The following is a 14,090-nucleotide window of genomic DNA, read 5'->3' on the forward strand; positions in this document are numbered from 1 at the left end:
CTGAAAGGCGGCCTGAATCGCGGGCCGGGCTTGTATTCCGAGCCCGGCCTGCGCCTGAGGCCCATCACCCGCAGGGAGCTGTAATCCGATGACCACCACGCCCGCCGAGCCGACCGCCGCCCCCGACATGGACGCCGGTACCTACGAGGTGCTCCGCGACCGCCTGGGCGCGCACGCGGCGGAGCTGGCCCGGCGGGCCACCGGCCTCAACGCCCGCCGGATCGAGACCTTCGGCTCGATGGAGCTGGCCCTCACCGGCACCGCGCACCTGCGGACGCCGCACCCCTGCGTCCCCCGCGACCTCGTCTCCGTGGGGGACAGGCTCCTCGTCGGCCACCAGGTCGAGCCGGGCCCGACCCGCACCGTCGAGGTCGCCGATGTGCTCGCGCTGCACGACACCGCGCTCGCCCCGCTCGCCGCCGACGCGGTCCCCGGGCTGCTCGACGACCCGGCGTTCCTGCGGGAGTTCGCGGAGCTGCACCGCTACTACCGCGACGCCCGGCTGCTCCAGCTGCGGCACCTCGACGGGAAGCTGCTCGCCGTCTTCCGCACCGGGGAGACCGCCGACGACATCCGGGTGCTGCGCTGGGCGCTCGCCGCCGACGGCAGCGCCGCGTACCTGGACGCGCGCGGCGACCGCGACCACGTCTTCCCGCCGTCCCACGACTTCGCGTGGACCCCCACCACCCGCCAGGACCACATCCTGGGCCGCCACCCGCACATCGCGCTGCCGGGGGACATCTACGTCACGACGGTCGGCGGGGCGCTCACCGTCAAGGCCGAGGACGACACCGAGTCGGCCGACGGGATCTGGTCCGAGCCGGTCGACGAGCCGCTGCAGTCCCTCGCCGACGCCGAGGTGGAGTACGCCCGTGTCGGCGCCCTGCTCCTGCTGCGGGTGCGCCCGTACAAGGAGGAGCACCGCCGTCACCTGGTGTTCAACACCGTCACCGGCACCGTGGTCCGCCTCGACGGCATCGGGCAGGCCTGCCGCAGCCTCCCCGAGGACCAGGGCATCGTCTTCCCCGGTGGCTACTGCCTCGCCACCGGCGCGTACAAGACCTTCGACCTGGACACCACGGGCCTGGAGTTCGAGCGGGTGCTGCGGTCCCCGAACGGCGAGGACGTGCTGTACGTCTTCCACGCCCGCGCCGAGGGCCGCACCCTGCTCCTGCCGTACAACCTGATCCGCAAGGAGACCGAATCCCCGCTCTTCTGCCGGGGGTACGCGCTCTTCGACGACGGCACCCTCGTCGTGCTGCGCGCCGGGTCGGAGGAACCGGCCCGGGTGCACCCGCTCCAGCTCTGGCGTTCGCCGTACGTCTCCGACACCTACGCCGACGCCGCCCCGGCCGGTGAGGGAGCGGCCGGTGAGGGCGTCCTGTCCCGGATCGGCAACGCGGACCTGGTGCGCGGCATCTCCGACTGCCTGTCGCTGGCCCGCGCCGTCACCGAGACCGCGGCGCCCACCACCGCCGGGTACCGGACGCTGCTGGCGGCCGGGGTGCGGGCCGCCGACGCCTACCACTGGCTGGGCGACCCGGAAGTCGGCGATCTGCGGGCGCCGCTGGACGGGCTGCGTACCACCGCCGAGCAGGTGCTGGCAGAGTTCGAGACCGTACAGACCCTGACCCGGCAGGCCGCCGAGGCGCTCGCCGACTCGGCCTCGGAGATCGCCACACTGGTCCGCCGGATCCGTGGCGAGGCGCCGCGCACGGCCGCCGAGTGGATCACCCGGCTGACCGAACTCCGGCGCGCGCACGGCCACTTGCTGACCTTGAAGGAGCAGCGGTACGCCGACACCGCCCGCATCGACTCGCTCGCGGGCGACGTGGCGGCGGACATCGACTCCTTCGCGCAGCGCGCCGTCGGTCACCTGGGGCGCGACGACGCCTTCACCGGCTACCACGCCGACACCGCGCAGCTCACCGCCGACGCCGAGGCCATCGCGACGGTCGCGGAGGCCGGGCCGGTCGCCGGGCGGCTGGACGAGCTGGCCGAGGGGCTGCGTACCGTCGCCGAGGTGGTCGCCGGGCTGGACATCGGCGACGCCACGGTCCGTACCTCGGTGCTGGAGCGGATCGCCGAGGTGGTCGGCTCCGTCAACCGCGCCCGCGCCACGCTCGACGCCCGCCGCCGGGAGCTCCTCGACCACGAGGGACGGGCCGAATTCGCCGCCGAGTGCGCCCTGTTGGGGCAGTCGGTCACCGGTGCGCTGGCCGTGGCCGACACCCCCGAGGCCTGCGACGACCAGTTGGCCGGGCTGCTGCTGCGGGTGGAGGACCTGGAGTCGCGGTTCGCCGAGAACGACGGCTTCCTGACCGAGCTGGGCGCCCGGCGGACGGAGGTGTACGAGGCGTTCTCGGCCCGCAAGCAGACCCTCCAGGACGCGCGCGCCCGCCGCGCCGAGCGGCTGGGGGCCTCGGCGGGCCGGGTGCTCGACACCCTCGCGCGCCGGGTGACGTCCCTGGCCTCGGCCGACGCGATCAGTACCTTCTTCGCCTCCGACCCGCTGGTCGCCAAGGTGACCCGCACCACGGAGGAACTGCGCGAACTGGGCGACCGGGTACGGGCGGAGGAGCTGGCGGGCCGGCTCAAGGCCGCCCGCCAGGAGGCGGTCCGCGCACTGCGCGACCGGACCGATCTGTACGCGGACGGCGGCGGCATCATCCGCCTCGGCCGGCACCGGTTCGCGGTCAACTCCCAGCCGCTGGACCTGACCCTGGTCCCGTACGGCGGCTCCGACGGTTCGGACGGCGACGGTCTCGCCTTCGCGCTCACCGGCACCGACTACCGCTCCCCGGTCACCGACCCGGAGTTCGCCGCGCACCGCGCGTACTGGGGCCGGACGCTGCCCTCCGAGTCGCCGCAGCTCTACCGCGCCGAGTACCTGGCGGCCCGGCTGCTCGCCGAGCACGGCGCCGAGGCGCTCGCCGACGCCGATGATCTGCCCACGCTGGTACGGAAGGCGGCGGAGGAGGCGTACGACGAGGGGTACGAACGCGGGGTGCACGACCACGACGCCACCCTGATCCTCGGCGCGCTGCTGAGGCTGCACGCCGGGGCCGGTCTGCTCCGTTTCCCGCCGGGGGCCCGCGCCGCCGCTCAGCTGTTCTGGGCGCACTCCACGACGGACGCGGCCCGGCGGACCTGGAGCCGCCGGGCGGTGTCCATGGCGCGCGCCCGGGAGACCTTCGGCCTGGCGCCCGCCATCGCGGACTGGTGCGCGGAGCTGGCCGGGGTGATCACCGGACCGGACGCGGACAGCGCCGCCGCGTACCTCTTCGAGGAGCTGACCGGCGGCCCCGACGGCTTCGTCACGCACGGCTCCGCCCGTACCCTGCTCGACAAGTTCCGCCGGGCGGTGGGTACGTCGGCGTACGACGACGACCTGGCCGGACTCGACGAGGACCTGCCCGCGCGCCGTCAGCTGGTGGAGAACTGGCTGGACGCGTACACCGTCTCGTCGGGAGCCCGGGACACCCGGCCGGGCGAACTCGCGGAGGCCGTCGCCGTGGAGCTCTGCCCCGGACTGCCCCGCTACGAATCGGACGCGCCGCTGTCCGAGACCGTGGACGGGCTGCTCGGCGCGCATCCCCGCGTCGAGCGCCGGAGCCTCACCGTGCGGATCGATGAACTCCTGGCCCGGGTGGACGGGTTCCACCGGGTGGAGGTGCCCGGCTTCCGGGCGTACCAGCGGCAGCGCACCGCCCTGGTGGCCGCCGAGCGCACCCGGCTGCGGCTGGCGGACCACCGCCCGCGCGTCATGTCCTCCTTCGTGCGCAACCGGCTCATCGACGAGGTGTACCTCCCGCTGATCGGCGACAACCTCGCCAAGCAGATCGGCACCGCGGGGGACACCAGGCGCACCGACAGCAACGGCCTGCTGCTGCTGATCTCCCCGCCCGGCTACGGCAAGACGACCCTCATGGAGTACGTCGCCGACCGGCTCGGCCTGGTCCTGGTCAAGGTCGACGGCCCGTCGCTCGGCCACGGCGTCACCTCGCTCGACCCGGCGCAGGCCCCGGACGCCACGGCCCGCCAGGAGGTCGAGAAGATCAACTTCGCGCTGGAGGCGGGCAACAACACCCTGCTGTACCTGGACGACATCCAGCACACCTCGCCGGAACTGCTCCAGAAGTTCATCTCGCTGTGCGACGCCCAGCGCCGGATGGAGGGGGTCAGGGACGGGGTGGCGCGGACGTACGACCTGCGGGGCAAGCGGTTCGCGGTCTGCATGGCGGGCAATCCGTACACCGAGTCCGGGCAGCGCTTCCGGCTCCCTGACATGCTCGCGAACCGCGCCGACGTCTGGAACCTCGGCGAGGTGCTGACCGGCAAGGAGGACGTCTTCGCGCTGAGCTTCGTCGAGAACGCCCTCACCGCCAACCCGGTGCTGGCCCCGCTCGCCGGACGGGACCGGGACGACCTCGGGCTGCTCGTACGGCTGGCTTCGGACGACCCGACCGCGCGTCGCGACCGCTTGCAACACCCGTATGCGGCAGCCGAGTTGGACCGTGTCGTGGCGGTGCTGCGGCACCTGCTGACGGCTCGCGCCACGGTGCTGGCGGTGAACGCCGCGTACATCGCTTCGGCCGCGCAGTCCGACGCCGCACGTACCGAGCCGCCGTTCCAGCTCCAGGGCTCGTACCGCAACATGAACAAGATCGCGGCGCGCATCGACCCCGTGATGAACGCGGCCGAGCTGGCGGCGGTGGTGGACGACCACTACGCGGGTGAGGCCCAGACCCTGACCAGTGGCGCGGAGTCGAATCTGCTGAAACTCGCCGAGCTGCGGGGCACGTTGACGGAAGCGCAGGCCGTCCGCTGGTCGGAGGTCAAGGCGGCGGACGTACGGGCCAGGACGCTGGGCGGCGCCGACGGCGACCCGCTGCCCCGCGCGGTGGCGGCGCTGGGGCTGCTGGCGGACCGGATCGCGGCGGTCGAGACGGCGATCACCCGGGCGGGCCGGCCGGACTGAGGGCAGGTGCCGCCCCGGCCGGATCGGGGGCGCGGCACCCGGTGGATCCGCGGGGGTGTGCCGGGGTGGATCTGCGGGGGCGTGCCCTGGCCGTTCGCTGGGTACGCTCCCCAACTGGCCTGCGAGTACGCGCTGTTGGGGCTGTTCTCCGTCATCGCCGACCCCGATCCGCCCACTGGTTCGCCCACTGTTAGTTAAGTTTCCTTACGGTTCATATCTCTAGCGGTCTGTCGATGCTCAGTCAAGAGCTGGGACCGTCCGACCGCACGTGCGAAACGGTTGACAGGCCGTCGAGGGGACGGGTAGGAATCTCCGTCAGCGGCCTGGCGCGGAGGTTCCGCAACCCGACGCGCTCAGTTGACTCTGACCCGGCTGCCCGCGGCCCGATGCCGCTTGTGCGCACGGTGGCACCGCGCTGCCGCGTGGCACCAAGGCAACGCTGACACCTGCGGTATGCCCGAGAGCATCCGGATGTCCGCAGGCGCTCAGGCCCCCCACTCAGGTACCGCTCACGTCTGCCGAACCGACGGCGACCGCCCGTCAAGGAGATCCGTATGACGCGTCCTTACCCCGCCATGCGCGCACGCCGCACCCACGATCCGTCCGGCACCCCGGCCGGTCCGATCCCGGCCGGAAATCGACCCTCCCGACGCACCCGGCACGCCCTCGTGGCAGCCGGAACCGCTGCCGCACTGAGCCTGCTCGGGCTGGCCGGCTCGGCCGCCTCGGCCTCGGCCGGGGGCGGATCCGCGCCCGTGGCGAAGCCCCTCACGGTGACCGCCTCCGGGATCCCCCAGTACGACCACGTCGTCGTGCTCATGGAGGAGAACAAGTTCTACGACGACATCGTCGGCAGCAAGGACGCGCCGTACATCAACTCCCTTGCCAAGCAAGGGGCCGCGTTCTCCAACTTCCACGGCACGACGCACCCCAGCCAGGGCAACTACGTGGCGCTCTACTCCGGGTCCACGCACGGCGTCGCGGACGACGACTGCCCGCACGACTTCAACGCGGACAACCTCGGCCACCAGCTGATCGGCAGCGGGAAGAGCTTCATCGGCTACTCCGAGGACCTGCCGTCCGCGGGCTCGAAGGACTGCGGGGACGACGGCAGCAGCGGGTACGCCCGCAAGCACAACGGATGGGTGGACTTCGCGAACACCCCGGCCAGCTCCAACCTGGGACTCGACAAGTTCCCTTCCGACTACAGCAAGTTGCCCACGGTGTCCTTCATGACGCCGAACCTGGACAACGACATGCACGACGGAAGCGTCAAGCAGGGCGACACCTGGCTGAAGAGCCACCTGGACGGCTACGTCCAGTGGGCCAAGACGCACAACAGCGCCCTCATGCTGACCTGGGACGAGGACGACGGCGACGACTCCGACAACCAGATCGCCACCATGATCGTCGGTGACCACGTGAAGGCGGGCACCAAGTCGTCGGCCCGCTACGACCACTACTCCATGCTCCGCACGCTGGAGGACATGTACGCCCTGCCGCCGCTGGAGAAGGCCGCGTCGGCGAAGCCCATCACCGACATCTGGGACACCGGGGTCACGCCGCCGACGGACGGCGGCGACCTCGCCCAGAAGCATCCGGCCACGTCCTCGTCCACGGAGAGCAGTTCACTGGGCGCGGACAAGGCGGTGGACGGGGATCCGGCCACCCGCTGGGGCAGCAAGGAGGGCTCCGACGCCCAGTGGATCTCGGTGGATCTGGGCTCCTCCACCGACATCAGCCGGGTCAAGCTGGACTGGGAGTCGGCGTACGGCAAGGCGTACACCGTCCAGACCTCCGACGACGGCAGCACCTGGAAGACCGTCTACTCCACCACCAGCGGCAACGGCGGAACCGACGACCTGACGGTGACCGGCCACGGCCGGTACGTGCGGATGAACGCCACGAAGAGGGGGACCTCCTACGGGTACTCGCTCTACAACTTCGAGGTCTACGGCAAGGCTCCCGCGACCGGCGCCGCGCACCCTGCTGCGGCCGGCCCGAAGGCCGCTGCGCTCGCAGCTTCGGCAGGCGCAGCTTCGACGGGTGACCTGACCGACCCGAAGAAGAAGGAGATCGCGATGGAGCTGGTCTCCAGCGCGGAGAACTCCTCGCTCGACTGGAAGGCGCAGTACACCTACATCGAGGACATCGGGGACGGCCGCGGCTACACGGCCGGGATCGTCGGATTCTGCTCGGGCACCGGTGACCTGCTCGACCTCGTAGAGCTGTACACCCAGCGCGAGCCGGGCAACCCTCTCGCCTCCTACCTGCCCGCGCTGCGCAAGGTCAACGGCAGCGACTCGCACACCGGTCTGGGATCCGGCTTCGTCTCCGCCTGGCACACCGCGGCGGCCGATCCGGTCTTCCAGCAGGCCCAGAACGACGAGCGGGACCGGGTCTACTTCACCCCCTCGGTGGACCAGGCGAAGCAGGACGGACTGGGCGCGCTCGGCCAGTTCGCCTACTACGACGCGATCGTGATGCACGGTCCGGGTTCGGATCCGGTCAGCTTCGGCGGGATCCGCGCCACGGCCATGCAGCACGCCCGCACCCCGGCCCAGGGCGGCGACGAGACGACGTACCTCAACGCCTTCCTGGACGCCCGCAAGGCCGCGATGCTCACCGAGGCCGCGCACGACGACACCAGCCGGGTCGACACGGAGCAGCGGGTCTTCCTCGACAACGGCAACCTCGGCCTGAACCCGCCGCTGTCCTGGAAGACGTACGGGGACCCGTACACGATCCCGGAGTGACGGTGCCATCCACCGGGCCGGGCCGGTCGTTCGCCGACCGGCCCGATCCGGACGGAACACCCTGACCCCTGCCGGTCGGCACACACCGCTCATGGCGTGCCGACCGGCAGGCTCACCCCTGGCCCCACGTCATGCCTGGCCCCACGTCACACCTGCGGTTCCCGACAGGGAGGACAGCCATGTACATCGCGTCGAGCCGGTCCACCCCGACGCCCGGCTCCACCGATTCCACTGATTCCGCCGACGGCACCGAACCGGCCGTGGCGGGGGAGACAGCGACCGAAACCCCGGCAACCCCCGGGAAACGGGCCGCCGTCGCACCCAATGTGCTGGCCCTCGGCTCGGTCAGCCTGATCACCGACATCTCCTCGGAGATGATCACCGCGGTCCTGCCGATGTACGTGATCTTCACGCTCGGCCTGAGCCCCCTCCAGTTCGGCGCCCTCAACGGCATGTACTTCGGGGTCACCGCCCTCGTACGCCTCGCCGGAGGGCACGCGGCGGACCGCTGGCAGCGGCGGAAGCTCGTCGCGGGCAGCGGCTACGCCCTCTCCGCGCTCTGCAAGCTGGGCCTGTTCGCCGCCGGTTCCTCCGTCCCCGTACTGGGCGCGGTGATCGCCGCCGACCGTACGGGCAAGGGCCTGCGCACCGGTCCCCGGGACGCGCTGATCTCCCTGAGCAGCACCCCGGAAACCCTGGGCCGTTCCTTCGGGATACACAGGGCGCTGGACACCACCGGCGCTTTCCTCGGCCCCCTGGTGGCCTTCGGGCTGCTGCTCGCGAACCCGGACCGGTACGACACCGTGTTCGTCGCGAGCTTCTGCATCGCGGCCTTCGCGGTGGTGATCCTGGCCCTGACGGTCCGCGACCGGCGCCGGCCCATGGACACCCCGCACGGCGCGTCCGCCCGCGCCGCGCTGCGGCTCCTGCTGCTGCCCCGGTTCCGCCGGGTCTGCATCGGCGCGGCCCTGCTCGGCACGGTGGCGCTGAGCGACTCGTTCGTCTACCTGCTGCTCCAGCAGCGGCTGGACATCTCCGTGGAGTACTTCCCGCTGCTGCCGCTGGGCACCACCGCGACGTATCTGCTGCTCGCGGTCCCGTTCGGTCAACTTGCCGACCGGCTCGGCAGGTTGCGGGTGTTCATCGGCGGCTACGTCGTGCTGCTCGGCGCCTACCTGCTGCTGTTCGGTCCGTTCGGCGGGGCGGGGCTGCTGGTCGTCACGCTGATCCTGCACGGGCTGTTCTACGCGGCCACCGACGGAGTGCTGATGGCGGCCGTCGGGCCGATGCTGCCGGTGCAGCTGCGCGCGAGCGGGATGGCCCTGATCCAGACGGGCCAGTCCGTCGCCATGCTGGGCTCCTCCGTACTGTTCGGCGCGGCCTGGACCCTCTGGGGCCTGCACACGGCGCTCGCCCTGGCACTGGTCGCCCTGGTGACGGCGATCCTGGCGGCGCTGTGGATCCTCCCGCTACGCGAAGAAAGCAGCGAGGCATGAGTACCGAAGAGCAGCGAGGCATGAGTACCGACACGGGCCGCGGCGGAGACACCGGCCTGAGCACGCGGACCAAGGCGCTGGTCCTGGTGGTGACCGCCCTCGTCCTCGCCACCACCGTCACCGGGTACGTCCTGCACTCGCGGGGCGACGCCGCCGCCGGGCCGACCGGTCACATCGCCCTGGACGCCCCGGGCCGGATCCTGTTCCGCGACACCGCGCACGGCGCCGGTTTCGGCCACGCGGCGACCGTGCCCACCACCCGTCCCGGCGGCCCCCGCACGGACGGTCCGACGCGCTGCGACCGGCTGTACGCCGCGCACGGCACCGGCCTCTGCCTCCAGCGCGGCGGGCCGGTGCCCGCGACGTACGTCGGCGTCCTCGACCGCGGCATGCGGCAGACCCGCCAGGTCAAGGCCGCGGGCTTCCCCAACCGGGCACGGGTCTCCGCGAGTGGCGCGATGCTGTCCTGGACGACCTTCGTCCAGGGCGACTCGTACCTCCGCGACGACTTCTCCACCCGTACCTCGATCCTGGACACCAGGACCGGCAAGCTCGTCAGCAACGTCGAGGGGATCCCGCTGACGCTCGAAGGCAAGCCGTACCACGCGGCGGACGTGAACTACTGGGGCGTCAATTTCGCCGCCGACGACAACACCTTCTACGCGACCGTACGCACCGGGGGCCGCACCTACCTGGTCGAGGGCGACTACCGGAAGTGGACGGCGCGCACCCTGCGGACCAACGCCGAATGCCCGTCCCTGTCGCCCGACGGCACCCGCATCGTGTTCAAGAAGCGCGTCAACGCCAGCGCCAACCGACCCTGGCGGCTGTACGTCCTGGACCTCGCGACGATGGAGGAGACCCCGCTCGCCGAGGTCCACAGCATCGACGACCAGGCGGCCTGGCTCGACGGGCACACGGTGATGTACGGCAGGGCGCGCGGCTCCGGCAGCGGCTGGGACGTATGGGCGGTGCCGTCCGACGGCACCGGAACACCGCACGTCCTCATCCACGATGCGACCTCTCCGGCGGTGCTGACCGCCGGCCGGTAGCGTGGTCGGTCCGCCACGACCACGGGGACAGCGACTGCACATGGCCGTCATCAGAGAACACCTACGATCTTTCGCACCCGTGACCGCCGTATCGGCCGGGTTCCTCGCCACACTCATCGGCGTCACGAGTTCCGTCGCCATCGTCTTCACGGCCGCCAGAACCGCGGGCGCGACCACCGGTGAACTCGGGTCCTGGGTCCTCGCGTTGGGCATCGGGATGGGTGTCACCTGCATCGGACTGTCGCTCCGCTACCGGGCGCCCGTGGTCACGGCCTGGTCCACGCCCGGCGCCGCGCTCCTGGTCACCGGGTTGCACGGGGTGTCCATGGCGGAGGCGGTCGGAGCGTTCCTGCTCTCGGCGGTCCTGATCGTGGTCAGCGGGGTCACCGGCTGGTTCGAGCGGGTCATGAACCGGATCCCGGTGCCGCTCGCGTCCGCGCTGCTGGCCGGGGTCCTCATCCAGTTCGGGACCGGCCTGTTCGGCGAGATGCAGAAGAACGCCACCATCACCGTGCCCCTCTTCCTCGCCTATCTGGCCGGCCGCCGCTGGTTCCCGAGGTACGCGGTCGTCGCCGCCCTCGCCGTCGGTATCGCGGCCACCGCCTGGCAGGGCTCCTGGAAACTGGACCACTTCCAACTCGCCTTGGCCCACCCGGAGTTCGTGCGTCCCGAGTTCTCCTGGCAGGTCCTGGTCGGGGTGGGTCTGCCGCTCTTCGTGGTCACGATGGCCTCGCAGAACCTGCCGGGTGTCGCGGTGCTGCGCAATGCCGGATACGCCACGCCCATCTCGCCGTTGCTCACCTGGACCGGCTGTGTGAACGCCGTACTGGCCCCGTTCGGCTGCTTCGGGCTGAACCTGGCGGCGATCACCGCGGCGATCTGCACCGGGGAGGAGGCCCACCCCGACCGCACCAAGCGCTACCTGGCGAGTGTCTGGGCCGGGGTGTTCTACCTCGCCGTCGGGGTCTTCGGGGGCACGGTCGGCTGGCTCCTCACCGCGATGCCCGCCGCACTGGTGATGGGCATCGCGGGCGTCGGGCTGCTCGGCACCATCGGCGGCGCACTCGGCTCCGCGCTGTCGGACGCCGACCTGCGCGAGCCCGCGGTGGTCACCCTGCTGGCCACCGCCTCCGGGATCACCCTGTTCGGCATCGGATCGACGTTCTGGGGGCTGCTCGCCGGTGTCCTGACCCTGCTCGTCGTACGGAAGACGGGTACGGGGCGGCGGGACCGCGGTACGGAGGCGGGAGGGGGCAGGCCCGGGAGCGGGACGCCCGACAGGATGCCCCGGTACCCGCCGGTCAGGACCTGAAGCAAGGGGTGTGACGGCGGAGTCCGGGCCCGGCGCTCGTACCGGGCCCGTCGCTCACGCCGCGCCGGGTGCGGACCGCGGCCGGTGTTCGGCCAGCCAGGTCCCCGCGTACGCGACCGCGTCGGCCAGCGGGAACAACCGGGCCTCGGCGGCGCCCACCGTGCCGCGTTCCACCGGGCGTTCCCGCTCGAAGGCGGCTCCCAGCTCGTCGAAACGGTCGTCGCTGACCGGGACGTCGCGCACGGTGGTCCAGCGACGGCCCGCCGGGGTCATGGCGGCGAAGGAGTTGCCGACCTGCTGACCGGGGATCCGGTACTCGGCCAGGTGGAAGGCCGTACAGGAATCGAAGCCCGCACCCAGCAGCAGGACCCGCGCACCGGCCTCCTCCAGCCGGGCGAGGGGGCTGTGTTCACCGAGCCGGCAGTCCAGGGCGTGGCCGTCCGTGAGCTGCGTGGCGCGCGGGCCCACGGCCGCGAACGAGGTCTGCGGGTGGGCGCTGCGGACGGCCCCCGGCCAGTTCCGCACCACCTCCGGTATCACGCCGACGCCGAGGGTGGCCGTGGTGCGCGGATCGTAGGCCGGCAGCGACGCCCGGATCTGCGGCTGCCAGGCCTCGGGTACGGGCGGGTTGCTCCACTCCGCGGGGTCCGAGTTCCCGCCGGAGTGCGCCGGTACGACCAGGGTCCCGTCCTCGCCGAGCACGTCGAGCAGCGCCAGGACGACGGTCTCGGCACCGCCGCACACCCAGCCCAGGGCACTCAGGGAGGAGTGCACGAGGACGGTCTCCCCGGGCCGCAGGCCCGCGGTGCGCAGGTCGGCGGCGAGCGAGTCGCGGGTACAGAGGGGGCCGGTCGGCCTGGCTTTCGGCATAAACGCCGAGTGTGCCGGGTCGGGAACCGGCGCACCAGCGGATTTCCGCGCCACCGCGGCCGTCAACGAGCGGCCGTCAACGCGCGGCCGTTACCGCGAAGGCGACTGCGGTGGCGACTGCGGTGGGGACTGCGGTGGGGACTGCGGTGGTGACCCCATCGGTGACCCCGGCGGTGCCTGCGGCGGTGCGGGCGGTGGCGGAGTCGCGGCGCCCGGGATGCTGATGCTCGCCTCGGTGCCGCCGCCCTCGGCCGGGTCCAGGGCGATCCGGCCGCCCGACTGCTGGACCGTACGGGCCACGATGGAGAGCCCCAGCCCGGAGCCGGGGAGCGAACGGGCGGAGGGGGAGCGCCAGAAGCGCTCGAAGACGTGCGGGAGGTCGTCGGCCGGGATGCCGGGCCCGTGGTCCCGTACCGTCAACGTCCCCGCGTGCAGGGCCACTTCGATGCTCCCGCCGGGCGGGCTGAACTTCACCGCGTTGTCCAGGACATTGACCACGGCCCGCTCCAGCGCGGCGGGCTCGGCCCTTACGTACCAGGGCTGCAGCTCGGCCGTGATGGTCAGTTCGGGGCCGCGCAACCGGGCCCGGTCCAGTGCGGCCCGGGTGATCTCGTGCAGCGCCACGACATCGAGCGTGTCCGGGGCGTGGGTGGAGTCCGAGCGGGAGAGTTCCTGCAAGTCCCCGATGAGCGAGGCCAGTTCGGTCATTTGCGCCTTGACGGAGGTCATCAGGGCCTTGCGGTCGTCGGGCGGGATCGCCCGGCCGGTCTGCTCGCTGCGGGCGAGGAGCTCGATGTTGGTGCGCAGCGAGGTGAGGGGCGTACGGAGTTCGTGCCCGGCGTCCGCGATGAGCTGCGCCTGGCGGTCGCGGGAGTCGCCGAGGGCGGCGGTCATGGAGTTGAAGGAGCGGGAGAGGCGCGCGATCTCGTCCTCGCCCTCGACCGGGATGCGGACGGTGAGGTCCTCGGTCCGCGCGACGTGCTCGACGGCCTCGGTGAGTTCGTCGACCGGCTTGAGCCCGGCCCGCGCGATCCCGAGCCCGGCGGCCCCCGCACCGACGACCCCGATGCCGGAGACCCCGAGCAGCAGCAGGGCCAGCTCGTTGAGGGTGCTCCGGGTGTCCTTCAGGGGGTACGCGACCGTCTGGACGAAGTTCGGGAAGGGGACGCCCGGACGCAGGTACAGCGGGGCCGTCAGGACCCGGACGGGGGTGCCGTCGGAGCTGACGCCGTCGCGGTACACCTCCAGCGACGCGGTGGGGTTCGTGGCCAGCCGCAGATCGCTGCCGCTCACCCGCACCGTTCCGGCGTCGGTGAGCGCGCACGTCGTGCCGTCGGCCTGGACGATCTGCCGGTAGTAAGGGTTCCGCTGCCCGGCCAGATTGTCCGGGGTGTTCTGGGGGGAGCAGTTCCGGAAGGTCGCCACCACGTCGTTGAGCGTGACGTCGCCCTTCACCAGCTGGGTGGTGAGCTGCGAATCGACCTCGTCGTACAGCTTCTGCTCCACCAGGAACCAGCAGATCACCGAGACCACGGCCACCGCGAACGCCACGGCCGCGGCCGTCAGCAGGGCCAGCCGGGAGCGCAGCGGCAGCCGGCGGAACCAGCGCAGCGGGCGGGGCAG

Annotated in this window: 7 protein-coding genes and 1 pseudogene; 6 read left to right on the plus strand and 2 right to left on the minus strand. The window is 72.1% G+C overall.

Annotation, left to right across the window (positions count from 1 at the left end; genetic code table 11):
* The first annotated feature begins 88 nt into the window (after positions 1–88).
* The 6 genes and pseudogenes from NBY69_RS12765 (at position 89) to NBY69_RS12790 (ending at position 11,597) form a co-directional block, all read left to right on the plus strand.
* The gene (locus NBY69_RS12765; protein WP_250300947.1) at positions 89–4,981 is read left to right on the plus strand and encodes a DNA repair ATPase; all 4,893 of its coding nucleotides are present in this window, start codon (positions 89–91) and stop codon (positions 4,979–4,981) included.
* An 818-nt stretch (positions 4,982–5,799) separates the two neighbouring features.
* Positions 5,800–6,861 (plus strand): annotated as a pseudogene (locus NBY69_RS12770) (alkaline phosphatase family protein); the annotation flags it as partial.
* 15 nt (positions 6,862–6,876) lie between these two features.
* Positions 6,877–7,737, plus strand: a complete 861-nt coding sequence (locus tag NBY69_RS12775; RefSeq protein WP_374211274.1) for a chitosanase — start codon at positions 6,877–6,879, stop codon at positions 7,735–7,737.
* Positions 7,738–7,916: 179 nt separating this feature from the next.
* Complete coding sequence (locus NBY69_RS12780; RefSeq protein ID WP_250300948.1) at positions 7,917–9,233, plus strand: MFS transporter; 1,317 nt, start codon at positions 7,917–7,919, stop codon at positions 9,231–9,233.
* Positions 9,230–10,285, plus strand: coding sequence for a hypothetical protein (locus NBY69_RS12785; RefSeq protein WP_250300949.1), 1,056 nt, complete (start codon positions 9,230–9,232; stop codon positions 10,283–10,285). Before NBY69_RS12780 ends, NBY69_RS12785 begins: the two co-directional genes overlap by 4 nt.
* A 40-nt stretch (positions 10,286–10,325) precedes the next feature.
* Positions 10,326–11,597, plus strand: a complete 1,272-nt coding sequence (locus NBY69_RS12790) for a benzoate/H(+) symporter BenE family transporter (RefSeq protein WP_284347923.1) — start codon at positions 10,326–10,328, stop codon at positions 11,595–11,597.
* A gap of 54 nt (positions 11,598–11,651) precedes the next feature.
* Here NBY69_RS12790 and NBY69_RS12795 read toward each other — a convergent pair whose 3' ends face one another.
* Both NBY69_RS12795 and NBY69_RS12800 read right to left on the minus strand, forming a co-directional pair.
* Positions 11,652–12,467, minus strand: a complete 816-nt coding sequence (locus tag NBY69_RS12795; RefSeq protein ID WP_250300951.1) for an aminoglycoside N(3)-acetyltransferase — start codon at positions 12,465–12,467, stop codon at positions 11,652–11,654.
* Between the two features lie 90 nt (positions 12,468–12,557).
* The gene (locus NBY69_RS12800) at positions 12,558–14,090 is read right to left on the minus strand and encodes a HAMP domain-containing sensor histidine kinase (RefSeq protein WP_250301341.1); all 1,533 of its coding nucleotides are present in this window, start codon (positions 14,088–14,090) and stop codon (positions 12,558–12,560) included.

Origin of the sequence: Streptomyces sp. A 4/2, assembly GCF_940670765.1 — a bacterium.
Classification (GTDB): domain Bacteria; phylum Actinomycetota; class Actinomycetes; order Streptomycetales; family Streptomycetaceae; genus Streptomyces.

Coding starts and splice junctions, on each gene's coding strand:
- NBY69_RS12765 (WP_250300947.1), top strand. CDS start 89: ATGACCACCACGCCCGCCGAGCCGACCGCCGCCCCCGACATGGACGCC.
- NBY69_RS12775 (WP_374211274.1), top strand. CDS start 6,877: ATGAACGCCACGAAGAGGGGGACCTCCTACGGGTACTCGCTCTACAAC.
- NBY69_RS12780 (WP_250300948.1), top strand. CDS start 7,917: ATGTACATCGCGTCGAGCCGGTCCACCCCGACGCCCGGCTCCACCGAT.
- NBY69_RS12785 (WP_250300949.1), top strand. CDS start 9,230: ATGAGTACCGAAGAGCAGCGAGGCATGAGTACCGACACGGGCCGCGGC.
- NBY69_RS12790 (WP_284347923.1), top strand. CDS start 10,326: ATGGCCGTCATCAGAGAACACCTACGATCTTTCGCACCCGTGACCGCC.
- NBY69_RS12795 (WP_250300951.1), bottom strand. CDS start 12,467: ATGCCGAAAGCCAGGCCGACCGGCCCCCTCTGTACCCGCGACTCGCTC.